This window comes from Verruconatronum alginivorum (genome assembly GCF_056590205.1).
This window is the reverse complement of sequence record NZ_JBWPVQ010000001.1, coordinates 997,765-1,024,618: the sequence shown is the minus strand read 5'-3', so window position 1 is coordinate 1,024,618 and position 26,854 is coordinate 997,765. Positions and strand designations below refer to the sequence as shown.

General features: G+C 59.7%; 15 protein-coding genes and 1 pseudogene. All 16 read left to right on the top strand.

The features are described from left to right. The first annotated feature begins 11 nt into the window (after window positions 1-11). Window positions 12-722, top strand: a complete 711-nt coding sequence (locus ACWUI2_RS03470; RefSeq protein ID WP_486981474.1) for a type II secretion system protein — start codon at window positions 12-14, stop codon at window positions 720-722. Between the two features lie 31 nt (window positions 723-753). Continuing rightward, window positions 754-1,671 (top strand): hypothetical protein, encoded by a 918-nt coding sequence (locus tag ACWUI2_RS03465; protein ID WP_486981473.1) that lies wholly within the window; start codon window positions 754-756, stop codon window positions 1,669-1,671. 111 nt (window positions 1,672-1,782) lie between these two features. Then, window positions 1,783-3,099, top strand: a complete 1,317-nt coding sequence (locus tag ACWUI2_RS03460; RefSeq protein WP_486981472.1) for a sulfatase-like hydrolase/transferase — start codon at window positions 1,783-1,785, stop codon at window positions 3,097-3,099. Then, entirely contained in the window at window positions 3,096-5,273 is a 2,178-nt protein-coding gene (locus ACWUI2_RS03455; protein ID WP_486981471.1) for a right-handed parallel beta-helix repeat-containing protein, read from the top strand. Before ACWUI2_RS03460 ends, ACWUI2_RS03455 begins: the two co-directional genes overlap by 4 nt. Then, window positions 5,270-9,868 carry a right-handed parallel beta-helix repeat-containing protein gene (locus ACWUI2_RS03450; protein ID WP_486981470.1) on the top strand — a complete coding sequence of 1,533 codons (4,599 nt, stop codon included), beginning with the start codon at window positions 5,270-5,272 and terminating at the stop codon, window positions 9,866-9,868. Before ACWUI2_RS03455 ends, ACWUI2_RS03450 begins: the two co-directional genes overlap by 4 nt. Window positions 9,869-9,889: 21 nt before the next feature. Next, a complete protein-coding gene (locus tag ACWUI2_RS03445; RefSeq protein ID WP_486981469.1) occupies window positions 9,890-12,016 on the top strand; it encodes a prolyl oligopeptidase family serine peptidase in 2,127 nt (708 codons plus the stop codon). After that, complete coding sequence (locus ACWUI2_RS03440; RefSeq protein ID WP_486981468.1) at window positions 12,013-13,878, top strand: purple acid phosphatase family protein; 1,866 nt, start codon at window positions 12,013-12,015, stop codon at window positions 13,876-13,878. Before ACWUI2_RS03445 ends, ACWUI2_RS03440 begins: the two co-directional genes overlap by 4 nt. Window positions 13,879-14,131: 253 nt before the next feature. Continuing rightward, window positions 14,132-15,784 (top strand): annotated as a pseudogene (locus tag ACWUI2_RS03435) (ABC transporter substrate-binding protein); the annotation flags it as partial. Between the two features lie 618 nt (window positions 15,785-16,402). Next, window positions 16,403-17,443, top strand: coding sequence for an ABC transporter permease (locus ACWUI2_RS03430; protein WP_486985035.1), 1,041 nt, complete (start codon window positions 16,403-16,405; stop codon window positions 17,441-17,443). Further along, complete coding sequence (locus tag ACWUI2_RS03425) at window positions 17,443-18,657, top strand: ABC transporter permease (RefSeq protein WP_486981467.1); 1,215 nt, start codon at window positions 17,443-17,445, stop codon at window positions 18,655-18,657. Before ACWUI2_RS03430 ends, ACWUI2_RS03425 begins: the two co-directional genes overlap by 1 nt. Window positions 18,658-18,759: 102 nt before the next feature. Further along, window positions 18,760-20,916 carry an ABC transporter ATP-binding protein gene (locus ACWUI2_RS03420; RefSeq protein WP_486981466.1) on the top strand — a complete coding sequence of 719 codons (2,157 nt, stop codon included), beginning with the start codon at window positions 18,760-18,762 and terminating at the stop codon, window positions 20,914-20,916. 174 nt (window positions 20,917-21,090) lie between these two features. After that, window positions 21,091-21,303, top strand: a complete 213-nt coding sequence (locus tag ACWUI2_RS03415; protein WP_486981465.1) for a hypothetical protein — start codon at window positions 21,091-21,093, stop codon at window positions 21,301-21,303. Between the two features lie 198 nt (window positions 21,304-21,501). Next, window positions 21,502-23,679 (top strand): alpha/beta hydrolase family protein, encoded by a 2,178-nt coding sequence (locus tag ACWUI2_RS03410; RefSeq protein WP_486981464.1) that lies wholly within the window; start codon window positions 21,502-21,504, stop codon window positions 23,677-23,679. Window positions 23,680-23,958: 279 nt separating this feature from the next. Beyond that, window positions 23,959-24,996 carry a LacI family DNA-binding transcriptional regulator gene (locus ACWUI2_RS03405; protein ID WP_486981463.1) on the top strand — a complete coding sequence of 346 codons (1,038 nt, stop codon included), beginning with the start codon at window positions 23,959-23,961 and terminating at the stop codon, window positions 24,994-24,996. Window positions 24,997-25,065: 69 nt separating this feature from the next. Continuing rightward, a complete protein-coding gene (locus ACWUI2_RS03400) occupies window positions 25,066-25,824 on the top strand; it encodes a prepilin-type N-terminal cleavage/methylation domain-containing protein (protein ID WP_486981462.1) in 759 nt (252 codons plus the stop codon). Continuing rightward, complete coding sequence (locus tag ACWUI2_RS03395) at window positions 25,821-26,816, top strand: hypothetical protein (protein WP_486981461.1); 996 nt, start codon at window positions 25,821-25,823, stop codon at window positions 26,814-26,816. The genes ACWUI2_RS03400 and ACWUI2_RS03395 overlap by 4 nt, the downstream gene beginning before the upstream one ends. Window positions 26,817-26,854 lie beyond the last annotated feature (38 nt).

The window sequence follows — 26,854 nt, the reverse complement described above, 5'->3', positions numbered from 1 at the left end:
AAGGAGCAGCGATGAAAACCAACAGAACTACTTTATCGGGCAGGGCCGGGATGGATTCCCGGCGCGGTTTCACCCTGATCGAATTGTTGACGGTGATCGCCATCATCGGAATCCTCGCGGCGATCCTGATCCCGGTGGTCGGCCGGGTCCGCGAGTCGGCCCGGGCCAGCAACTGCGTGTCGAATCTGCGGCAGATCGGGTTGCTGGTCGGGATCTACCTGAATGAAAACGATGATCGCCTCCCGGGATGGCGAGAGCGGGATGGCTGGGTTTGGGACCAGTATGTGCAAGGATTCTACGAGGATGGACGCCCCCGGGGCGGCTCGCTGCCGTACCTCGCAGGGTATTACGACGGTGGAAACGCCGGGATCGGAGACAATGCTTTCCGGGAACCGGGAAGCGCCCACCTTTTCAACTGTCCTTCGAATCAAGGGGACGCCCGTGGATACGCGGCAAACCGTTTTGTGATGCGGGATCTGATGGGCCAGACCCCGCGGGGCCTTGGCGACATCCCCGATCCCTCGCGGATGATCCTGATCGTCGATAATTCGATGGACGGCACGCCCGCCATGACCCAGCGATGGTTCGGTCCGCCGGCCTGGGAAGAATTGTTCGGTTTCCACCGGCACAATGGCCGGGCCAACGTCCTCTTCGTCGGTTCCAATGTCGCATCCGTCTCAGTGAACGACGTCACCCTTCAAAACATCGATCCAACCCGGTAACATTTCATTTCACCCACTCATCTCCAAGATTATGACCGCAAAAACCATCCTTCGGACATTCTGTTTCGCCCTCGGAGTCGCCTCCTTTTCCGCCACAACCTCTCACGCGGAACTTCTCGCCTACGAGGGATTTGATTACAACCCGGGAGGTGCCAGGCTGAACTCTCTCCATACTCCGCCCGACGGCGGATTCGGTTGGGCTGGACGCTGGGTTAACGTGGACAATGGGAATTTCATTACCCATCGGGTCAGCGGCACTCAATCAAGTTTGGATCCGGGGTTTGATTTTCAAACCGCCGGACGCCATTTGATAACCGAGTTGGGAACGAATGATCCCAAATACCGTAATGCTTACCGTCAATTATCCACTCCGATTGACTTTGGAGGGACCGGCACCTACTACGTAAGCGTCTTGATGGGCGCCAGCAGCCATCAGTCTTCGGATACATTCTTATATTTGGGTGGTTCGAGGTCGACAGACTTCGGAGGCAGTGGTGGCGCGGTGCGGATTGGGCTCGGAGCCGCCAGCAGTTTCGGAGGCGCCGTGGGACGGTTCACGCTATGGGTGCCTGGGCAACAGACAATCCTTTCGCAATCGGCAAATACCTGGAACGAGAACCAGGCCTACCTGGCGGTGTTAAAAATCGCGACATCCGCAACAGGCCCCGATACCGTTTCGGTCTCCTACTTCGGCGCCGGAAATCCGATGCCGACGTCGGAGCCTGAATCATGGCTCCTGAGCACGACAACCGAGAGCAGTATTCAAGCGGATTGGATTCGATTGTTCGCGCAGGGCAACGCCGATAATTCGATCCACTCCACCTTCGACGAAATCCGCATCGGCACGACCTGGGATTCGGTGACGCCGATTCCGGAGCCGAGCCATGCGGCTTTGGCGGTCGGAGCGTTGGCGATGCTTTTCGTTTACCGTTTGCGGCGGCGGGCCTGATCGGAACATGATCGCTGCCGGACGTCGCGGGAGCGATCTCGAGCTGTTCCAATCTTCCCCGAAGGAGGGCGCCTCGCGCCGTCCCTGTTCACGCATTGCCAAAACCAACCGATGACAGATCGCAAGCCCAACATCCTTTTCCTCATCGCCGATGACCACCGCGCCGGAGTATTCGGCGGCGCCGGAAACCATCCGGTTGAAACACCCGTCCTCGACCGTCTGGCCGCCGAGGGAACGGCGTATTCGAATTGCTACCACATGGGGAGCGATTGCCCGGCCGTTTGCGCCCCGGCGCGGGCGGCGTTGCACACCGGAAACCATCCCCGAAACGCGTTGATCCCCGGCTCCGGGTCCGGAATCGCTCCCGGCCAGACTTTGCTCGGGGAAACCTTCCGGGCGGCGGGGTACGAAACCTTCGCGGTCGGAAAGTGGCACAACGACGCGGAAGCGCTCAACCGGTCGTTCTCCGGGGGCAAGGCGTTGTTCTTCGGCGGAATGGACGAACATTACCAGACGCCGGTCCAGGACTACGAGCCGGGTGGAAACTACGGCCGGCACCGGCACTACTGCGAAAACAGGCATTCGTCGGATCTCTTCGCCGGGACGGCCGTCGAATTCATCGAACGCCGGAAGCCGGACGCCGCCCCCTTCTTCCTCTATGTGGCTTTTACCGCGCCCCATGATCCGAGGACGCCGCCGCCGGAGTTCGGTCGGGATCGCTACCTGCCGAAAGCCCGGCCGCCGGAAAACTTTTTGCCGGAGCATCCGCACCGGATCGGAGACGACCGGATCCGCGACGAATTGCTCGCGCCGCATCCCCGGACGGAGGAGGACATCCGGCGGCATTGGGCCGATTATTATGGGATGATCGCCCACATGGATCTCTGCATCGGCCGGATGCTGCGGGCGCTCGGGGAAGCGGGGGAAATGGAGAACACCATCGTGGTCTACACCTCGGACCATGGCCTCGGACTCGGTTCCCATGGATTGCTCGGGAAACAAAACGTTTACGAGCACAGCATCAAGGTTCCCTTGATCCTGTGCGGCCCCGGAATTCCCCAAGATGGCCATCGTCAGCAAAAAGTTCATACACCGGACCTTTACCCGACACTTTGCGAGTTGGCCGGGGTGCCGGTTCCGGAGAGCGTGGCCGATGCCCGGAGTCTCGTCCGGACCCTCCGGGACGACCGGGCGGAGGGGCGCGATCAAATTCACAGTTTTTACAAAGACTATTCCCGCACCATTATCGATGGGGAATGGAAATTGTCGCGGTTGCGCGACGAGGCCGGGGAAACCCGCTGGCAACTATTCCATTTGTCCGAGGATCCCGGCGAGCGGACGAACCGGATCGAAGAAGAAGGATTGGCGCCGGTGCGGGAACGATTGAAGAAGAGTCTTGAAACCGAGGAAAACCGATGGATGACATGAATGACAAATCAGGAAATTCCGGGTCGCGGGGACGGCGCGGGCGAGGGCTGATCTTCGGGATCGCGGTGGCGATCCTCGCGGGAGGGGGATGTCTGGGGGCCGGCCAGGGAGGGGAGCCGCTCGTCATCCATGTCTCGCCCGCCGGTGACGATTCCGCCGACGGTACCCGTGAAGCCCCCCTGGCGACGCTCGAAGCGGCGAGGGACCGGGTCCGTGAATTGCGCCGGGAAGAAGGCGACCGGAAGACGGTCGTCTATCTCCATGGCGGAATCCATGAACGGCGGTCCTCCTTCCGGTTGGGCGCGAACGATTCCGGTACCGATCGGGCTCCGGTCGTTTACCGCGCCTATCGTGGAGAGGAGGGGAACGAATCCGAACCGGTTCGAATCGTCGGAGGGCAAATGATCGGCGAATGGAGAGCGGTCGAAGATGCCGCGGTGCTGGACCGGCTCCCGGAGGCCGCCCGCGGTAACGTGGTCCAGGCGGACCTGAAGGCGCAAGGTATCGAAAACTTCGGTACCTTGGAGCGTCGCGGTTTTTCCTTGGAGCGTGCCGGGGCCGCGCTCGAACTTTTTCACGACGGCGAACCGATGACCCTCGCCCGTTGGCCGAACCAGGGCTGGACGACCATCGGATCGATTCCGGACAAAGACGCGACCGGGGCGGCGGCCCGGACCATCGGGGTCGAGACCGCCCGGGTGAAACGATGGACCCGAGCGCCGGATCCGTGGGCTTACGGTTATTGGTATCACGGTTGGGCGGACGAGCATACGCCGATCGAACGCGTTGATGACGCCAACCGGAAAATCACCCTCGGGTCGGAGCACCAATACGGGTTCCGGAAGGGGCAGCGGTTTTTCGTCTACAATCTGCTCGAAGAACTCGACTCGCCCGGCGAATGGTATTTGGACCGGCGGACCGGCATCCTTTACTTCTGGCCGCCGGAAGGGGCGGCGAACGATCCGGGTGAAACGATCGTCAGCCTGGTGCAGGAACCGTTGATCCGGGCCGACCGTGCTTCGTTCGTCCGCTTCGAAGGTTTGATCCTGGAAGCGGGCCGTGACCACGCCATCGAGATCCGCGGCGGAGAAGAAATCACGGTGGCGGGGTGTGTCATCCGCAACATTGGCCGCGACGGCGTCCGGGTCGCCGGGGGACGAAACCACCGCGTCGTATCCAGCGATCTATACAACCTCGGCGAACGGGGCATCCGGTTGGAAGGCGGCGACCGGCAGACGCTCGAGCCGGGAGGTCACGCCGCGGTCAACAACCATATTCACAACTTCAGCCGGTGGGCCCGGACCTACCGGGGGGCGGTCCAATTGTTCGGGGTAGGGCACGTCGCCGAGAACAACCTGATTCACGACGCGCCCCATCTCGCGATCAATTTTTCCGGCAACGACCACCGCATCGCCCGGAACGAGGTTTTCCGGGTTTTGACCGAAACCGACGACGCCGGGGCCTTTTACATCGGGCGTGACTGGACCGGCCGGGGACACCTCATCGAGCACAATATCCTCCGTCACTCGGGAAGCCACCATTCCCTGCAATTCCAAAATGGGGCGACCGGATCGAGCGAAGACGGGGTGGTCTTCGAGCCGATTCCGATGCACGGGGTCAGCCTGATCTACCTCGACGACCTCACCTCCGGGGTGACGATCCGCGGGAACCTCCTGCACGACGGAGGACGGTCGATCCTGGTCGGAGGCGGTCGCGACAATGTTGTCGAAAACAATCTCATCGTCGGAGGAGACCGGGGGGTGCGCCTCGACGCCCGCGGCCTGACCTGGGCCAGCGAATACGCCCAGCCCGACGGGCGCTGGGGAATCTGGGACCGGCTCCGGGCCGTGCCGTTCGACCGGCCTCCTTACAGCGACCGTTACCCCGGCCTGGCGGAACTGCCGGAAAACGAACCCTACGCGCCGGTGGGAAACCGAATCATCGGCAACATCCTGGTCGACAGCGCCGCCGGCCTTCATTTTCTCCACGGCTCCGAGGCCTGGGCCCAGACCGAGAACAACCGGGAACTCCAGGGACGGGCCTCCGACCCGGCCTCCATGTCACGGCCCGAGTTGATCGCGCTCGCCGAGGAATTGATGGCGAAAGAGGAATTCGAGGCGATTCCGCTCGGCCGAATCGGTCTCCAGCTCGACGAATTTCGGACAGAGCGATGAAGCAGGCTTTCCTCAAACGGATCTGGTCCGGCGGGCTCGTCCTTTTGGCGCTGCGGGCTTTGGCCCCGGAGGCGACGGCGGAACTGCTGGCGTATGAAGGATTCGATTACAATCCCGGTGAAGCGCGGCTGTCCGAAGTGGAGGGCGGCCCGATCGGGGGATTCGGCTGGCAGGGGGGATGGACGAATTACGTGCAAGGCACTTATCTGTCGAGCCGGATGGGTGGGGCGGTTGGGGCAAGCTTGGACCCCGGGTTCCCGTTCGCGGGAACGGGCCGGCATCTGCGAGCCGAATACGGCGGGGCCGATCCCCGCTGGGCGCAAAATTACCGGCGACTGGCGCACCCGATCAACCTCGGGGAGGATGGCGTCTACTTCATCAGCGTGTTGCTGCGGGGAAGCAGCGTCGTTTCGTCCGACGCGTTGGTTCACATCCAGGACTCGACCGCGACGACCTTCGACACCGGGATGGTCCGGTTCGGGCTCGGTTCGCAAGCCAGTTTCGGCGGAAACCATCGGTTCACGCTGCGGACCGGAAACGGAAACGCAGTCGTTTCGGACGAGCCATGGGAGGCCGGAAAAGTCTACCTGGCGGTGTTGAAGATCGACGCTTCTTCCGATTCGACCAACACCTTTTCGGTTTCGTTTTTCCATGCCGGGTCCCCGTTCCCCCCGACCGAACCCGAGGAATGGATGTTGACCACCGAGTTCGACAGCGGCAGCCAGGCGGCGTGGCTCCGGTTGAACGGCCGGGTCAACTCGACCAACGCCTTTTGGTCCCACTTCGACGAGTTGCGGGTCGGAACCACCTGGGAATCGGTCACCCCCGACGGTTTCCTGCACGTCTCGCCGACGGGCAGCGACGCGAACCACGGGCGGGCGGATTCCCCGTTGCGCACGATCTCCCGGGCGGCCGAGTTGGCGCAACCGGGAGACACCGTGCTGGTGCGGGAAGGGGTTTACCGCGAACGGGTGGCTCCCGCCCGGGGCGGGACTCCCGGAAACCCGATCCGCTATGTCGCGGAACCGGGCAAAAACGTCTTCATCAAAGGCTCCGATATTTGGGAGACCGACTGGGTTCCCGTGTCGGATAACATCTTCCAGGCGGCTCCCGCACCGGCTATGTTCACGGACGACGTTTATTGGGACGGCCCCGACCCGTTTCGGATTCCTTTTACCGCGACACCGTATGACCGGGACGGATACGCCGAATGGTATTACGGTACCGACCCTTCGGCTGATCCGGATCTCCGGTTCACCCTCGGGCAAGTTTTCGTCAACGGGACCCCCTACGAGCAGCGACCTTTCGTCTCCGAGCTTCCGGGGAACCCGGGAACCTGGGCCTATGACCGGTCCACCCACCGGATCCATGTCCATTTCCATTCCGGGACCCCCGAAAACGAACGGGTGGAGATCACCACGCGGCGGACCGTCTTCGCCCCCCAGCGGACCGGTCTGGGGCATATCCATCTGGACGGTTTCATCATCGAGCACGCGGCCAACCAATACCCGCGCGACTTCTGGATGCGTCAGGAGGCGGCCGCGCTTGGAATGATCGATACCCGTTTTGGACACAACTGGGTGATTGAAAACAACATCATCCGTCACGCCAGCGGAATGGGGATCCAAGCCGGCGTGCTTTCGCTCGATCCGCAGACCAACAGCATCCCGGAAGGGGCGGGGCGTCAGTCGGCGAACAACCATCCCGGGGGCATCGTCATCCGGAACAATCATATCGTCGACAATGGCGGAGGCGGCGTGATCGCGTCGGCGGCCCGGGATCTGACCTTGGAAGGAAACGTGATCCTGCGGAACAACGCCTTCAATTTCATCGGAGAGAAACGTTGGGAGTCGGCCGGGTTCAAGGCGCATCAATTTCTCGACAGCCGGATCGAGGACAATTATTTCGGACACAACAAGGCCGCCGGGATTTGGCTCGACAACCGATGGGTCGGCGTGACGATCGCCGACAACGTGTTCGTCGGGAACGAATACACCGTCGAGGCCTCGCGTTCGTTGCCCGCGCGACGCCGCGGCGTTTTTCTGGAGAAGGCGCTCAACGATTGGGATGCCGTCGTCGTCGAAGAGAATATCTTTCTGGGAAACCGGTTTTACGGTCACAACGCTTCCGGTGCTACTTTCCGTCACAACCTTGTTGCGAACGACTCCCCCTCGTTCTCCGCGGTCGAGTTGACCCATCTCAATGATCCGGATTCCCGGACCGATAATCACACCATTCGACAAAATTTGTTCATTCATCCGGGAAAATTGATGGAGTTGCCTTATCCCTCGCACAAGGGAGGTCCGGTTCGATCGAGCGGCAATGTGTACGAAGCGGAGCAAGGTGCCCGGGCCTTCGCGCCAACCCGGAATTTCCGGGTGCCGCCGCGTCCCAGCTTGAATGTCTTTTGCTCGGATTTTTTACACCCCGATCTGGGGGAGAACTCGCCCGGCGTATCGACTCTTCAGGCAAATGACGGATTTTTGACGTTTGCCGAATGGAAGGCGTTTTGGGCTCATCACGATGTCGAGGTCGACGAGGGTAGCATCCTGAGCGTCGGCAATACGGCCGACTATGATGAAACAAGCCGGACTCTGACCCTGGATCTGGCCTTTGATCCCGCGGCGATGGCCGTGGTTCCCGGTCCGTTTCCGAACCTCCAGCAAGGGGAAAACCTATTCACCATTTGGGACGGATTGCCCCTGCTGGCCCCGGGCGACTTGCCCAGGAGCGGAGATCTGGACGTCCACCACCGGCCGGTCGCCCACTCCCGGACCGTATCGGTTCTCCGGGGAAGGGAAGCGACGGTGCGGGTCCGCGGGCACAGCGAAAACGGCCTGCCCCTGGCATACGAGCTAGTGGAGGCTCCCTCGCATGGAACGTTGACCGGCGAGTTCCCGGAACTCGTCTATCGCGGGGACCACGGTTTCATCGGGACCGACTCGTTCGCCTTCCTCGTCGACGACGGCGAATGGCCGAGTGACGTGGCGACCGTCACGATCCAGGTGCTCCCCCGGGAACCGGTTCACGTCGATCGGTTCGAAGCCGGAGACGTGGAAGGCCGGGAGCGATGGCTCTTTTCGACCTGGGCCGGGTTGACGGACGAGATCAGTTTCAGCGGCGCGGAGAGCATCGCCATCACCCGCTTCGGGCGGGCGATGCGGGAATACAATCTTCTTGGCGTCAATCGGCCCGTCTTGCGTTTCGTTTGGAAGCTCGACGACTCCCCCGAGTTCGAGGGCGCCTTCGTGAAGGTGTTCGACGGCGACTGGCACACGGTTTTGACCATCGATCCAACCGCCGGACGGGAAGTCTGGCATCACGAGGAGTTGGACCTTTCGGGCTTTGAAATGACGGCGGATTTCAAGGTCCTGTTCGAAGGGTTTTCCTTTGGCCTGGACCATGCGTGGTTCGTCGATGAAATCGTCATCGAGGAGACACCGTTCCTGGCGTATGAAGAATTTAACTACAATCCCGGAGGAAGCAGGTTGTACAGTGTGAACGGAGGCCCCTGGGGCGGTTTCGGTTGGGCCGGGAGATGGACTAATTTCGTCCAGGGCAACTTTTTGTCGAACCGGATCGGCATGGGGACTCTCAACCCCGGATTCCCTTACGAATCCACGGGCAACCATCTTCGCTCCGACTGGGGCGGGCAGGACGAGATCTGGCTTCAGACCTACCGGCAACTGGTTCATCCCGTCGAGTTCGGCTACGACGGAGTTTATTATCTGAGCGTTTTGCTGCGGGGGAGCAGTGTGGCGGATTCCGACGCGCTGATTCATCTGCAGGATACGACCTCGCTCGAGCCGGAGGCGGGGGTCGTCCGGTTCGGACTTGGATCGCAAGCCACTTTTGGATCGAACCGTTTCGTCCTCGCGACAGGCGACGGGGAGGTCGTTTTGTCGGAAGAGACCTGGGAGGCGGGAAAAGTTTATCTCGCGGTTTTACGGATCGTGGCCTCCGCCGATACGACCGATGTCGCTTCGGTGCGGTTTTTCCACGCCGACCGCCCGGTGCCCATCAACGAACCCTTCGATTGGCCGATGGCGGTGGTCTTTGAAAGCGACGTGACCGCGGATTGGATACGAATCAATCCACGGGGAGAGTCGGGAAATCCCTATCGCGCCGATTTCGACGAACTACGCCTCGGCCGTACTTGGGGCGCGGCGGTGGCGCGGCCTCCGGTGGAACTCCTCACCTACGCGGCATGGCGGGACGGGCAGGGATTCGCGGCGATGGACCAAGGCGATCCATCGGCCGATCCGTCCGGGGATGGTGTCGCGAATTTGATGGCTTACGCGCTGGGCCTCGATCCATTCGAGTCGAACCGGGCGCTCCTGCCGCTCCCCGAAGTCGGCCAGGCCGGGGAAAATCGCTATCTGACCCTGACCGTTTTGCGGAATCCGGCCGCGGTCGAGGCGGAATGGGCGATCGAGGTCTCGTCCGACCTCGTCGAGTGGGAGAGCGGCCCGGCCCATACCACGATCCTGATCGACAACAGCGAAGTTTTGCGGGCCCGCGACAACACCCCTTTGGAATCCGTCGAAAAGCGGTTCATGCGGTTGCGGGTGGATCTCGCGGAGCCGGAGGAGTGAGTGAAATCGTAGAACCCTGATATGAACATCAAAAACATTCTCGGCGGGCTCGGCTGGTGCCTGGCGGCCTGGACGGCACCTGCGGTATCCCAGGCGTCTATCCTGGCGTATGAAGGGTTTGACTATATGCCCGGCAATGCCCGGCTCAGCGACGTCTCCGGCGGACCCACGGGCGGTTTTGGTTGGGCGGGCGGCTGGACCAACCACGCCCAGGGAACCTTTTTGTCGAATCGGATGGCCGGGGTTTCAGGGGGCGAAGGTCAAAGCCTTAACCCGGGGTTTCCGTTTGAAACGACCGGCGGTTACCTGCGATCCGAATATGGGGGAGAGTCGAATCACTGGATTCAAACTTACCGGCAGTTCGCCGACGCGATCGATTTCGGGGCGGACGGCATTTACTACGTCAGCGTCCTTCTGCGGGGGAACAGCCTGGCCGAGTCGGACGCGTTCGTTTACCTGGCGACCTCGACGGCGCGCGGTTTTTGGCCGGATGATTCGCTGATCCGCTTCGGTCTCGGCTCCGCCGCCAGCACGGGCGGTTCAACGGGGCGTTTCAACATGCGGGTCCAGGGTGGGGCGACGATCCTCGGGCCGTCGGGAATCCGATGGGAGGCGAATCAGACCTACCTCGCGGTGCTGAAAATCGTCACTTCGGCCGAGTCGGGCGATGCGGTGTATCTCGATTTCTTCAGTGCCGTGCGACCGTTGCCCGCCGACGAACCGACGCAGTGGATGTTTTCCACCACGCTCGACAGCTCCGTCCAGGCCGATTGGATCCGGCTTTCGGCCCGGGGGGATGCCGATAATTTGTATGCCTCGCATTTCGATGAAATTCGGATTGGAATTAGTTGGGAGGCGGTCACCCCGGTGCCGGAACCGGCGGCGGCGCCGTTGACCTACGGATTGTGGCGGTTTGAGCGGGCGTTCGCCTCGCCCCGCGAAGGGGATCCCTGGGCGGACCCGAACGGCAACGGCCTGCCCAACGCGGTCGCGTACGCCTTGGGGCTCGATCCGGCGACGACCGGGCGCGGCCAGCTGCCCGTTCCCTCCCTGGCGGCCTTGGAGAGCGAACGTTTTTTGACCTTGAGCCTCTCCAGGAATGAAGATGCGATCGATGTGGCTTTGCAGGTGGAGGTCTCCTCGGATTTGGAGGAGTGGCGGAGCGGAGGCGAGTTTATGGAAATGTCTGAAGAGTCCGACGGAAGTCTGACGGCGCGGGACAAGACCCCGGTCTCCGGGGCCGACGCCCGTTTCATGCGGGTGAAGGTCGGTTTCGTGGAAGAGTGGACGTTCGACCTTGCCGATTGGGAGCCGGAGGAGAGGACGACTCCGGCCGAGACGCCCTTTTATTTGTATTCGGATGTCACCTACCTGGGGGATACGGTACCGGAGAAGCTCGACATTTATCTGCCGGCCGATACCAGCGGCGGGCCGCGTCCGGCGATGGTCATCATCCACGGCGGCGGTTGGGCGACCGGTTCGAAGACGGGCTGGCGCGAGCGGGAGTTCGCCCATTTCATGGTTGACCAGGGGTATGCGGCGATCAGCATCAGTTACCGCTTGACCCAATACGAAGGGGAGCCATGGAGCAGTCCGAAAGTGAAGGGCGGCTGGCCGGACAACATTTTCCACTGCAAGACGGCGCTGCGCTTTCTGAAAGTAAACGCGGAAACGCTGGGGATCGATCCGGAGCGGATCGGGGTGATGGGAGGATCGGCCGGCGGCCATCTGGCGATGTTGACCGGCTTGTCCCCGGACCACGACGAATTGAACTCCGGCGGATTGTACACCTTCAAGGACAACCGCGTCCGCTGCATCGTCAATTTCTACGGCATCCCGGACGTGAGGGTTTGGGGAGGGAGTCACTTTCTCGACGTCTCCCGGATGGAGGCGCCGGAAGTCTGGGCGATGGCCTCGCCGATCGAACATCTCCACAGCGGTTCACCGCCGATGTTCGTGACCCATGGGACCGAAGACGCCACGGTCGATGTGTCGCAATCGGACGACCTGGTCGCGGCGTTGCAGAATCTCGGCGTTCCCCATGTTTACCATCGGATCGACGGCGCCGGCCATACCTACGGTCTGAATCCGGAACAGCTTGATTTGCGCCCGTTGCTGGCCGCGTTTTTAAAGGATCATTTGGAATGAACAGAGCCACCACCATGACCATGAAGCAGCACTCCACTCCCATCCTTCGTTTCATATCGTTCGTTTCGCTCGGGGTCGTCGCGGTCTCGGTTTTTAGCGATCCCGTGGTCGGCGCGATCAGGAATCCCGAGGCGAAAACGGTCGTTGAATTCGACTCGGTCTGGCGCTACCACGACGGGGACGAAGATCTCGGCACTGAGTGGCGGGAGTTTGATTACGATGACTCCGATTGGGCGGAGGGCCCCGGGGTCCTCGGCTACGACACCTCGGGACGCGTGGACCGGTGGCCGTCGCCGGGGTTGCAAACCGGCCTGGCGGAGAACCTGCTGGTTTATTACTTCCGCATCGAATTCGAATACGCCGGGGAGATGGACAACCGGCGGATGCAAATCGAGCAAATCATCGACGACGGCGCGGTCTATTATCTGAACGGCGAAGAAATCGCCCGCAGTGAGTTGATGCCCGACGGGGAGATCGACTTCGAAACCGCGACGACCGATTATACGACTCCGTGGGCCGACCATGAAACGCTGGAGGTGGTGGACCCGCCCCTGCGGCAGGGGCGCAACGTTTTGACCGCTTCGGTGCACAACCGGTTCCGCGGCAGCGACGACATCGCGTTCGGCGTGAGGGTGGCCATCGACGAACGAACCGTGGTGCCCCCGGCTTTGTACCTCAGCTGGCAGAGCGATCCGACCACGACGATGACCATCCAGTGGCATACCGAAGGAAAAGCGGATGATACCGCCATCGAACACGCTCCGCTGGGGAGCGACCGCCTCCGGGTGGCGGAACCGGAGAGCCGGCCGATGGCGTTCTCCGACCGTTACGTCCACACCGTGGAGATCACCGGGCTGGATCCGGAATCGGAGCATCAATTTCGTATCCGGAATCTGGATTTGAACCTGCCTAGCCGATTCTACAAATTCCGGACTATGCCGACGGAAGCGTATCGCCCGATTCGCGTAGCGGTGGGCGGCGACGTGCTTTCCCAGGAAGCCTGGATGAGGCAGGTCAATCTGGTGGCGATGCGTTTCGACCCGGATTTCATCGTCTGGGGCGGGGATCTGGCCTATTCGGACGGACGGCCGGAGCGGGTCGAGCGGGATTACACGTTCTTCCGGGTGATGAAGGAAACCTTGGTCGCGGAAGATGGCCGGGTCGTTCCGGTCATCATGGCGATCGGAAACCACGAGGTCGTCGGAGGGTTTTATTGGGGAGCCGAACGCGGCCGGGAGAGTTACGAGGACACCGACGCATTCCGCGAAGAAATCGCGCCGTATTATTACAGCCTCATCGCCTTTCCCGGGCACCCCGGGTACGGCGTGCTCGATTTCGGAGACTACATGAGCTTCGTTCTGCTCGACAGCGACCATTCCGGGCCGGTCGATGGAAGACAACTCGAATGGTTGGCCGAAACCCTCGCCGGGCGCGAGCATGTGCGGCACATTTTCCCGGTCTACCACGTGCCGGCCTATCCGTCGGTGCGCCCGTTCGGCGGGTGGACGAGCCGACGCGTGCGGGAGCATTGGCTTCCCTTGTTCGAAGAGGCGGGGGTGCGGGTGGCGTTCGAGAACCACGACCATGCCTACAAACGGACCGTTCCGATCCGGGGGGAACGGAAAGACGAAACCGGCATTGTTTTCATGGGGGACGGCTCCTGGGGGGTCGGCGAACGGTTGACCCACGACGTGGAGAAGACCTGGTACCTCGAGCGGGCCCAGTCGATCCGCCACGTGATTTTGTTGACGGTTCAAGGCGATTTCCTCGATTTGAAAGTGATCGACCGGGAAGGCCGTTTGATCGACCATTTTATTCCGGAGGCTTCGGTGAACGGAGTCGAGTCGGCCGGAACTGAGTGATTTCGCGCATCAAGAGACGGTGTTACGTGTCCCATTGCCGGACGGTTTACCAACCCGGGTGGGTCTGTTAAATCCGATCTGCTTTACAGGTTCAACGATGTTAGAGCTTTTAGGCCTTGAAAAAATTGACGATGGAAACTGAATCGAACAGACCTGCTTCGGGTGCCAGCCGGTTTCGTGGAACAGGTCCTTGGAAATCGTGGTCCCCTAGGCCGGGTTCGGTCGGCTTGATGCAATTTCGAAACTCCTCCAGATGTTGAAATACAAGAATTTATTGACCTCCCTCGGGTGGTTTGCCGCAGCGGGCCTGTTTTTGGTCGGAGTGCTTTACGTGTTCGGGTGGTTTTTCCGGCCGGACATCCGAGCCGAGCGGATCACGCCCGATCCCGATACTTTGGCGGCGGTTGAGCGAAGCAGGGATCTGTCATTTGATCCCGAGAATCCGCCGGTCTTGCATGTGGGGGTCGATTATTCCGAGGGCGAAGACGGGGCGTGGTTTCCGAAAGGAGAGTCCCCGTTTCTCGCGGAGTTGGTCGAGGAAGGCCGCTTGCCGCCGGTAGCCGAGCGGGTCGGTCCAGAGCCGGCGGTGATGACCGGGCGCGACGGGATCGGCAACTACGGGGGGACATGGTACCGGGTCGCGGTCTCGGAAAGTGATGTCGGGATGATTTCGTGGCGTCTGTCCGGGGCGACCCTGTTGCGTTGGTCGCCGATGGGATATCCGCTCGAAACGCATTTGGCCCGGGCCTGGGAAGCCTCGGAAGATCGCCGCGAGTTTATTGTGCATTTGCGCAGGGGGATCCGGTGGTCGGATGGCAGCCCGTTCACCGCGCGGGACATCGATTATTGGTGGCGCCACGAGGTCAAACATTTTGACCAACGACCGAATGCGATGTTGATCCGGGGGGATCTCGGGGAGATCGAAATGATCGACGACTACACCGTCCGTTTCACCTTTCCGCATCCGAACGGATTGTTTCCCGAGCGGTTGGCGAGGTATGAAATGTGGGTGCCGGAGCATTATTTGCGGCCCTTTCACCCGGAGTTGGGCGATCCGGAGATGATCCGGGCAATGATGCGGGTGCAAGGGGTCATCAGTCCGCGGGCCGCCTATTTCCGGTTGAAGAATTTCCGCAATCCCGAGCATCCGCGCCTCTGGCCGTGGGTCCCGCGGACTTACCAGGGGACCCCACCGTACGACTTCGTCCGCAATCCGTATTACTGGGTCGTCGATCCTGAGGGAAATCAGTTGCCTTACGTCGACCGGATGCTTTTCGACATCCGTTCGGAAGGGATGATTTCGGTGACGGCGGCCTCCGGGGACATCACAATGCAGCTGCGGAACATCCGCTACGACGATTACACGCTCTACATGAGCGAGCGGGAGCGGAACAACTACGACGTTTACCACTGGTTTCAAGGGTCGCGTTCCACTTTCGTGGTCTTCCCGAACCTCAACCGACGGGTCGATCCGGAGCGACCGGAGACCAAATGGAAAAACCAGTTGCTCAACGACAAGCGGTTCCGCCAAGCCCTTTCGCTCGCGATCAACCGCGATGAGATTATCACCGCGGAGTTCCATGGCGAGACCGAAGCCGCTCAGTTGGAGCCGGGGCCGGAATCGTTTTTTCATCACCCGGAGCTCTTCAAGAGCTTCACCGAATTCGATCCCGACCGGGCGAACGCGTTGCTCGATGAAATCGGTCTGGACCGTCGCGACCGCGAAGGTTACCGCACCTTCCCCGACGGCACCCGGATGACGTTTTATTTGCATGTCACCGATTTCACCGGCACCGGGCCTTCGCCGTTCTTGACCACCCAATGGTCGGAGGTGGGGGTGCGGGTGATGTTGCAGGACCGGGCCCGCAGCCTCTGGCAGCGCCAGCAGTCAGCCTTGGAGCATGACCTGACGGTCTGGACGGGGGAGAGCGAGTTTTACCCGTTGGTGGAGCCGCGGAACTTCGTGCCGGTGGTGGGACACTCCTTTTTCGCGCCCGGATACGCCGCGTGGTACCGGTTCGGCGGACTCTACGGAAATCCGGACGTGGCAAACCGTCCGGGAGCGCTTGAGCCGGCGATGGACCATCCCCTTCGCCGGACGATGGATATCCTGGAAGAAGCCTTGGGAGCGGCAACCTTGGAAGAACAGCGGGATATTTTCAACGAAGCCTTCGAAATTGCCGCCGAAAACGTTTGGAGCATCAACATTAGCACTCCGCCGCCGCAGTTGGTGATCGTCCAAAACGGGTTCCGCAATGTGCCGAGCAATGCGATCGTCGGTCATGTTTTCAGCACCCCCGCGAACGCCGGGATCGAGACCTATTTCTTCGACCACCCCTTCGACTCTCCGGGCGCCATCGCGGCGATGAAACGCTCGATGGTCGAAGTCCGGCCCGATCCCCGGATGTCGCTTCGGGTCGAGTTTTCGGAGGAAGGGGAGCGGACCGTGGCGACCCCCGCCCGGGACTTCGTCAGTTTCGCGCTCAAGACATTGATCTGGGGATCGATCCTGCTCGGCGGAGTGCTGCTCGCGGTCAAACACCCGTTCATCGGACGACGTTTCATTATTCTCATTCCGACGTTGCTGGTGATTTCGATCGCGACTTACACGATCATCCAGTTGCCGCCGGGCGATTTTATCCAGGCCCGGATCCTGGAGCTGGAAATGGAAGGGGACGACGCGGCGATCCAGGAGATCAAGGAATTACGGGACCTTTTCCATTTGGAAGATCCGGTGGTGGTCCGTTACTTCCGCTGGCTTGGTCTGCCGTGGTTCCTCAGTTTCGATTCCGCCGACAAGGGATTGTTGCAAGGAAGTCTCGGACGATCGATGGAGGACACCCGACAGGTGAACGACGTGGTCGGCGACCGGATCCTACTGACGGTGATCATCTCGGTCATTACGGTGCTGTTCACCTGGGCGATGGCGATCCCGATCGGGATTTACTCGGCGGTGCGACAGTATTCGTTCGGGGACTACTTTTTCACCCTGGTCGGATTCATCGGGATGTGTATCCCGAACTTCCTGCTGGCGCTGATCCTGATGTATGTCAGCGCCACTGTCTTCGACGCCCAGGTCAGCGGTCTTTTCTCGCCGGAATACGCCGCCCAGCCGGAATGGAATTGGGCGAAATTCAACGACTTGATGAAGCACATCTGGATTCCGGTAATCGTGCTCGGGACGGCCGGGACGGCCTGGATGATCCGGGTGATGCGGGGCAACCTGCTCGACGAGTTGCGCAAACCGTATGTGGTGACGGCGCGCGCCAAAGGGGTGCGGCCGATGAAATTGTTGTTCAAATACCCGGTGCGGATGGCCCTCAACCCGTTCGTCTCCGGCATCGGCAGTATTTTCCCGCAACTCGTGTCGGGCGGGGCGATCGTGGCGATCGTCTTGAGTCTGCCGATGGTGGGGCCGCTGTTGTTGAGCGCGTTGATGACGCAGGACATGTATTTGGCCGGCTCGATGCTGATGGTGCTGAGTTTGCTGACGGTGTTTGGAACCCTGGTGAGCGATTTGCTTTTGATGTGGATCGATCCCCGCATCCGGATGGGAGGTAGCTGATGGTTGGTTTGATTCGAAAAGAGGAAGAAGAGCCGGAAAAGCCCGCCGAGAACTCGGTGGAGACTCCGGCGGAAAAGCCGGTGGAGAACGCGGCCGCGCCGAAACAGGTCGGCCTCGGTCATCTCTCCCAATGGGAATTGATCGGGCTCCGTTTCCGTCGACACCATTTGGCCGTATTCTCTTTGTGGGTACTGGTGCTGCTCTATTTCGTCTCGTTCTTCGCGGAGTTCTTCGCTCCGTATCCGCGCGATTGGCGGGATCTCTCTTACATGCACGCGCCCCCGCAGTTGCCGAAGTTCAACCTCGAACACGGATGGTATGTCGACGCGATGGTGCGGGACCGCGATCCGATCACCTTCCAACGCCATTATGTGGCGATTCCCAACGAGGTGGTGCCGCTCTCCTTTTTCGTGAAAGGGGAGCCCTACAGCTTCTGGGGATTGTTCGAGTGGGACCGCCGCTTTTTCGGGGTCGATCACCGGGCGGTCGGCGGGGAGGTGACGTCCGACCATCGGCTCGCCTTCTATTTCCTCGGGGCCGACAAATACGGGCACGACATTTTCAGCCGGATCATTTTCGGAGCGCGGCTCAGCTTGTCGATCGGGTTGATCGCCATCTTCCTGACCTTCGTCCTCGGGATCGTGATCGGAGGGATTTCCGGTTATAAAGGAGGCTACGTCGACGACTTTATCCAACGTTTGATCGAGATCGTGAATTCGTTCCCGCAGTTGCCGCTCTGGCTGGCACTGGCGGCGATCATGCCGGCCGATTGGTCGATCATGGTGATGTATCTCGGGATCACGGTGGTGTTGAGTTTGCTCGGTTGGACCGGTCTGGCCCGGGTGGTGCGAGGCAAGATCCTCTCGCTTCGCGAAGAGGATTACGCGATCGCCGCCCGGTTGCTCGGGGCGAGTCACCAGCGGGTTTTGTTCCGGCATTTGGTCCCCGGTTTCACCAGTCACATCATCGTGGTGCTCACCTTGAGTGTCCCGGCGATGATCCTCGGGGAAACGGCGCTGAGCTTCCTTGGCCTCGGTCTCCGGCCGCCGGTGGTGAGCTGGGGGGTGATGCTCCAGGACACGATGCAATTGCAGGCGGTGGCCAACTATCCATGGCTCCTAATGCCGGTGATCCCGATCATCGTCACCGTCCTCGCCTTCAACTTCCTCGGTGACGGCCTGCGCGACGCGGCCGATCCCTACGCTTCACGGTAAACGGATATTCAACCACGAATGAACACGAATGGACACGAATGAAGAGCAAACACTGCTTATGATTAGTGTCTATTCGTGGTTATCAGTGGTTAACCAATTGATATGAGTTCCATTTCCACTCTCACACCTAAAACCGGCAAACCGGCGGCTTCCAAGACGGTCCTCGAAGTCCGGGATTTGCAAACCCACTTCTTCACCGAGGAGGGCCGGATTCCGGCGGTCGACGGGGTCAACTTCACCCTCAAGCGGGGGAAGACGCTGGCGATCGTCGGCGAAAGCGGTTGCGGCAAAAGTGTCACCGCTTATTCGATACTCCGGCTGATCCAGAAACCGGGGGAAATCGTCGGCGGTGAGATCAAGTTGTATCCGGAAGATGGATCGACCATCGACGTCGCCTCGCTGTATGAGAAGGACGACCGGTTGTACCATGTGCGCGGCGGTATCGCCAGCATGATCTTCCAGGAGCCGATGACTGCGCTGAGCCCGGTCCACACCATCGGCAACCAGGTCTGCGAGGCGATCCTCACTCACCAGAAGGTGAGCAAGGCCGAGGCGGAGAAGCTGGCGGTGGAGATGTTGAAACGGGTCGGGATCCCGGGACCGGAGAAACGGTTGAAGCAGTATCCGTTCGAGTTCAGCGGCGGGATGCGCCAACGGGTGATGATCGCGATGGCTCTGGTTTGCAATCCGCAGTTGCTCATCGCCGACGAGCCGACCACCGCCCTCGACGTCACCATCCAAGCCCAGATTTTGAAGTTGATCAAAGATCTGCAGGCGGAGATGAACACCTCCGTCTTGTTGATCACCCACGACCTCGGAGTCGTCGCCCAGATGGCCGACGAAGTGGCGGTGATGTATCTCGGCCGGGTGGTGGAGCAGGCCGACGTGCGGACGCTATTGCGGAAGCCGCGCCACCCCTACACGATGGGATTGCTCGATTCCCTGCCGAGTATCCACGTCCGCGAGAAGCGGCTGCGAGCGATCAAAGGCACGGTTCCGTCGCTGCTCGACATTCCGCCCGGATGTCCGTTCCACCCCCGTTGTCCGTATGCTCAACCGGGCCGCTGCGACGTCGGCGGACCGCCAGAGTTGCGCGAGTTCGAGGACGGGGCGAAGATCGCTTGTCACCGGGTGGAGGAAATCCTCGGCGGCGCGGAGAAGGAGCGGACCGACGCGGTCGAGATCGCCGGGGGCGCTTCCGAGCACAAGAAGGCCGAGAAGAATGGCGCCGGGGCGAAGCCGTTGTTGCAGGTGCGCGGCTTGTGCAAACATTTCCCGATCCGGAGCAAAGGCTTTTTCAGCCGGCAGGTCGGAACGGTCAAGGCGGTCGACCAAGTTCATTTTGACGTGAAGCGGGGAGAGACCCTCGGGATCGTCGGGGAGAGCGGGTCGGGCAAGACCACGGCGGCCCGCGCCATCATGCGGGCCTTTTCGCCGACCGCCGGGAAAGTGACCTTCCAGGCGACGAACGGCGAAGTCGATCTGGCCCAACTCGACGACAAGCAGTTGAAGCCGTTGCGTCAGGAGATGCAGATGATCTTCCAGGATCCGTATTCGTCGTTGAACCCCCGGATGACCGTCGGCGACATCGTGGGCGAACCGTTGATGTTGCACAATCTGGCCCAAGGGGCGGAGTTGAAGCGCCGGGTCGAGGAAGCGCTGGTGCGGGTCGGGTTGAAGCCGGAGCACCGGGTCCGTTACCCGCACGCCTTCAGCGGCGGTCAACGCCAACGAATCGGGATCGCGCGGGCGTTGATCATGCGCCCCTCGCTGATCGTCGCCGACGAGGCGGTGTCGGCCTTGGACGTCTCGGTGCAGGCTCAGGTGATCAACCTGTTGGAAGACCTGCAAAAGGAGTTCGACCTCACCTACATCTTCGTCGCCCACGACCTGAGCGTGATCCGTCACATCTGCGACCGCGTGGTGGTGATGTATGGCGGGAAGATCGTGGAATTGGCGGAAACGGAAGAGTTGTTCGCGACGCCCCGGCATCCGTATACGCGGGCGTTGTTGTCGGCGATCCCGTATCCGGATCCGGATACCAAACTGAAATTCGGCATCGGAGGCGAAGCGGCCGATCCGGCCGACCTCCCCGCCGGATGCAGTTTCCACCCCCGTTGTCCGCACGCCCTCTCGGGCAAGTGCGACGTCCGCGGCCAACCCCCGGCCCTGCGCGAAATCGTCCCCGGCCATTTCGTATCGTGCGTTCGCGCTGAGGAATTGGACGACGAAGTAGCTGAGCCTCCCATGACGAAGTAGCAGATGCTGACGGTCCGGAGTTGAACCGCAAAGGGCGCGAAGATCGCAAAGGAGAAGGCGGAGAATCGGTGTTTCTGATTCGATAATTTCCAGGGTGGAATTGCGGTAGACTAACCTCACGAAGCTGGAGAAAACCTTTTTGAAGGGAAGTCCACAAAACCTCAAAGGCGATTTTTGCCTCTGCGCCTGAACCTCCACCAGAAGGAGGATCGTGTGGAAGCCTACATCTCGTTTGTCGCCGATTGCCTCCCCGTCATCTTCCGGCCTCGCCAGACCGGTCTGGCTCTTGGACTGACGTTCGGCAGCGTCTTGGAGAAAATGGATTCCCTGACCATGTTTGACGCGCATTTACTCACAACAGAAAAACAACGGCAAAGACCATTCTGATTGATGAGTGCTTTTTAGATTTTCACCTGCTTAACCAAAAAAAGCTGGACAACGTCTGGCAAATCTACGAATCTGTTTTGATACCGCGCGGAATCCACCCGCGTTTTACGGTCAATTAAAATTCTCCGCAGGCGGTTAGGAATCTAAATTAAAGGCAGAGGTATGAGCGGTTTGAAATCAATAAGACTAGTCAACGTAATGGCGCTGTCATTACTTCTCTCGACAGCCTCCGCGTCGGCCCAACAGGAGGAAGATCTTTCGGTGCTAGGTGGTTGGATGCGCTTCACTGACGCCCCGAATTCTCTTTACCATCATATGGCGGCTCAGATGCAGGAGTTGCTGCAAACACGCGCGGAACGGGTGGCCGGGCTCACTTCTGGAGAGGATTGGCGGACCCGGCAGGAGGAAGTGCGCGCCATCCTTGATCGGATTGTCGGCCCCTTTCCAGAGCGAACGCCTCTTAACACCCAGATATTAGGAAGCTTTACGAAAAACGGAGTGCGGATGGAGAAGGTTGTCTTTGAATCGCGGCCGGAGTTCTTTGTCACTGGAGCACTATTCCTGCCGGAGAATCTCTCCGGCAGGGCGCCGGCCGTATTATTCCTCCTCGGACATGCTTCCGTCGGATTCCGTTACCAGGCCAGTCTGCACCTTATCCAAAACTTGGTGCACAAAGGTTTTATCGTGCTGACCATTGACCCGGTCGGACAAGGAGAACGGGTGCAGTACTGGGATCAGGGAGGGCAGGCATCGTGGATCGGTGGACCGACTCTGGAGCACTCCTATCCGGGAGCCCAATGTTTTTTGAGCGGTTTTTCCCTGGCACGCCACATGACCTGGGACGCAATCCGCGCGATTGACTTCCTCGTTTCTCGCGACGAGGTGGATGCGGAACGAATTGGGGTGGCAGGCCGTTCCGGAGGCGGGACGCAGGCTGCGTATGTGGCCGCTTTCGACCAACGAATTCGAGCGGCAACCTCGGAAAATTACATTACCAGTTTCCGTCGTTTGATTGAGACCCGAGGGCTGCAGGATGCCGAGCAGAACTTCCCGGGAGGCATCGCCAATGGCATCGACATGGGCGATCTTCTTGTTGCCCGGGCGCCCAAGCCGACCCTGGTGACCGCCACCACCCGTGATATCTTCAGTATTCAAGGCACGCGGGAGGTTTTTGACGAGGTGCGGCCGGCTTTCCGGGCACTAGGGGGGGAGCGTAACCTTGTTCTTGAGGAGGACGATGCCGGTCACACTTCCACCCAGAAAAACCGGGAGGCGATCTATGCTTTTTTGCAGGAGCACCTTGAGCAACCTGGAGATCCGTCCGACCTGGAGGTCGGGGAATGGCCGTTGGAGGAAACCCGGGTAACGCCTACGGGCCAGCTCGCGACCTCGCTTGGTGGCGGGACGATTTTCAGTCTGAATCTTCTCGAGTCCCAGCCCTTGCTCGAGCGGCTGGAAACGGCGCGGACCGAAGGTGCTCGACATTCGGATGAAATCCCCGCCGTCGCCCGCCGTCTGTCGGGCTTCCGCGAGCCGGATGGTCCTTCGGAAGCGGTTTTTTCCGGTCGTTGGCCGCGCGATGGATACTCGGTCGAGAAATACTTCCTGCCCGGTGAAGGGGATTATGTCATTCCGTTTCTCCTGTTTGTGCCGGATGGCGTTGGACGGCGGTCGGCGGCCGTCTATCTGCATCCGGAGGGAAAGGCCGAAGATGCCCATCGTGATGGCACTATCGCCAGACTGGCGAAAGAGGGTTGGGTTGTTCTCGTTCCCGACCTGCTCGGCATTGGGGAGATGGGGCCGGGAGTTTACAGGGGCGATGCCCACGACTTCAAGGTTGGTCCGGTGTCCTACAACATCTGGTTTGCGAGTGTCCAACTCGGACGAAGCATCACGGGAATTCGCGCCGGCGATGTCGCGAGGACGGTGAACTATTTGCGGACGCACCACGCGGTCGATTCGGAGCGGATAGCCCTGATCGGGCGCGGAGATCTGGCACCGGTCGCGCTGCACGCGTCGGCGTTCGTCGAATCGATACGAGGAGTTGTCTTGACGGAACCGCTTGTAAGCTGGGCTGAGTTGATCCGTCATCACCAATACCGCACTCATTATGTTCCGCATGCCGTTCCGGGCTCTGTTGGAACCTACGATTTGCCGGACTTGGCGGCGAGTCTGGCTCCGCGTCGGCTGACGATGATCAACCCTGCCAACCACCTTGGGGAACCTGCCGCAGCGGAAACGGTCGACCGTACTCTGGGGGTTGTCCGGGACGCGTTCGCTGCCGAAGGTACCCCGTCGGCCCTGAAGCTTCTAAGTGTGTCTCCGTCACGAATGGAGGAGACTCTTCTGGCCGCTTTGGAGCAACTGGAAAACTAAGGAACGCCCCGGCAAAAAGAAAATAAAAGGCTAGACACGAGCGGAAAAGTCGTCATATCTATGAAGATACCGCGAGGTATCACGAGCCGAATTAGTCCACGATAACCTTTCTAGTGCCAGCCGAAAAAAATCTTAAGGCTTGTGATACCGCGCGGAATTCAACTTGATTCGAGCATGAAAGCTTCAGAACCAAAGCAACTCATCCGAAAAGGCGTTTACGGTCCGGGGAACGAGGAAGTCGGAACCCCATCCCTTGCTGCTGGTGCGAAATTCGTGCGAATGGAAGACATCGCCCAGGAAGCAGGTGTTTCTCGGCGGGCGGTTTCGCGGGTTTTGTTCCCGAATGGTTCGAAAGGAATCAGGGTGGGGGAGAAGACTGCGGAGAAGGTGCGGGCGATAGCGGCGCGCCTGGGTTATACTCCGAATCTCAGTGCCAAACAACTGGCGGGAGAGGGAAGCTGTTTGATTGGAGTTCTAATCGATTCTTTTGGTCCGTCGGTTTCGTACGAGGTTGTGCAGCGTTTGGAGCGAGCGTTAGCTGGACGCGGATACCGGCTCTTAATTGGCCAGGTCCACGATGATGTCGATTCGATTGGAAGATACTTGCGTGATTTTGCGGGTCGAGGGGTCGATGGAGTGGTTTCGTTCGTTCACAGCTATCCAGGCTTTACCGACCAAATCGAGGAACTCGGGCGTCGGATGGAGAATGTCCTCTATGTCGGATCGCCGGTGGTCCGTTGCGGGGATCAGGTGGCGCTCGATCTTGTCGAGGGAACTAAGTTGCTCGTTCATCATTTGCACGAAGGCGGACGTCGCCGGATCGGCCTTCTCCTGCTTAGGAGCGGTCACTCCACCATGGCAGAGAGGGAACACGGTTTCCAGACTGGACTGGCTGAACTTTCCCTGAATTCGAGCGAGTGCCCGGTAATTTACCATGATTTCAGAGGGACGTCGCCCTACACTGGCGATACTCGTCGGGAGGTTGTTCACGCCAGTGTTGAGCGTCTATTGGAAGCAAGTCCCGGCTTGGATGGGATTATCGTCCATAATGATATTTTTGCCTTGGGAACAATCCAAGCCCTGACGGAACGAGGGTTAAGGGTTCCCGAGCATATAGCCGTAGCCGGATTCGACAATATGGACTTTGGTTGGGCGTCATCACCACCTTTGACCACAGTGGATCAACGGCCGACGGAAATGGCGGAGAAGATCGCGGAGGCCTTGTTTGAGCGAATCCAGAATCCTCAGAAGCCGTACGCGATGCAGAAGATTCGGCCCCATCTTGTTGTTCGTGAATCAACCGGACCTGCCCTTTGAGTTAATGTAATTATTAACCTATGTCTTTTAAAACTTAGATCAAATTAATAAGCGAATATCCATAATATTATGATCCAATATTCCCCTAATAAACAAAGCTCCATTGGAAAGAGTGGAACTCTTCACGCGGCCTCCGCAGCTTTCACTTTGATTGAACTCTTAACGGTAATCGCCATCATTGCTATTCTGGCAGCGATTCTGATACCGGTTGTAGGACAGGTTCGCGAGTCGGCACGGACCGCCAATTGCACGAGTAACCTCCGCCAGTTGGGAGCTGCGATCCATCTATTCGTGGATGATAATGACGGACGAATTATGCCATTTCGCATCCTTGAAAGCGAGTGGGGAGGCTTGGGACAGGGCCGGCATTGGCCTTGGATGCTTACGGACCGTGGTTATGTCCAGCAAGATTCGGCCAATTATCTGGATTCGGATATTTTTTACTGCCCCGCGTGGACCCCGCGCAATCGTCAGGAAGTGCAAGCCGAGCTGCCGGGAAATTGGTCATATACTTATGGCATGCGTGCCTGGTATCCACGTGGTCACCCCGGACGCTGGGAGGAATGGAAGCGTTTTTCGGATGTCGACGTGCCGTCGCAGTTTTATATTATTGCCGATAGTATCCGCCGCACCAGTCAGGTTCAGGGATATATGATAGGATCGGGAGGATACGAAAGTCAATTTATGGTACATCTCCGACATGGCGAAAGGGCCAATGCTCTCTTTCTCGATGGTCACGTCGGACGAATGGACCGTAATTACTTCGCCACCCTCGCAACGACTCAGGGAAACCATGGAGGTAACGCTCCGATATTCGGCGATCAGTGAAGCAGACGTCGTCGGGAATATACTCATTTTTATCCAGTAACAACCAAAATCAGAATCATACAATCATTCGACAACACTTAGTGCTCATTATGAAAAACATCATCACTCGTTCTCTTCTGGCTGGCTGTTCGGCCTTGCTCCTTTCTTTCGTTTCCCCGGTCCTGACGGCGGGTGTGCTTTACGAAACGGATTTCGAAGGACCGATCGGAAGTGTTCCCGCTTATTGGGATAATATGTGGACTCAGGACTGGCCTGCGCAGGATGGAGAAGGTAACCTTCGCTTATTGCGCGGGAGTGGCAATAACGGTTGGAACATGGCAGCGTATTATGGTGGTGACAGTGCCAGCTGGACTGACTACACGGTCATTGCCGACGTAGAAGCTGATCCGTGGACCGCACAAACAGCTTTCTTTGGGCTAAAAGCGAGGGTAACCGGGGACGCATTGGCCAATTTTAGCGGGTATGTTTTTGGAGTTTACGGAAACGGTCAATTACGCCTTCTGAATTGGATAAACAACAGCACCACCATCATTGCCACCACACCGGTAGGGACTGTCTCCTATGTTCCCGGGGAGCGTTGGCAATTGCGCCTTCGGGTGGAAGGCACGACTATCACTGGGGCGGTTTTCGGGCTGACGGAAACAGGCGAGACCGGCGAGTTGCTGGCCAGTGTATCGGCGGAGAACAGCGCGTATCCTTCGGGTTCAACAGGGATTGTCGCACTCCTGTCGCCCGGGGATCAGGTTCTTTATCATAACCACCGAGTTTTGGAGTTGGCCGAGATCCCTCATCCGGTCGAAATCTTTCAGGCCGTCGAACTCCGCTTCGATACTGCCTCCGGCACAACCTACCAGGTGCAGAGGTCAACTGATTTGAGCCAGTGGGAGAATTTCGGATCCGCTGTGATGGGATCCGGAACGGAAATTACCCGCTTTATCTCCACTCGTGACCGCGACCGGGAATTCTACCGGGTAGTCAGAGACCAGGAGTAACGCCGGCTTTTCTCAGCCTCCGCTTTCGTCCTGCTGGC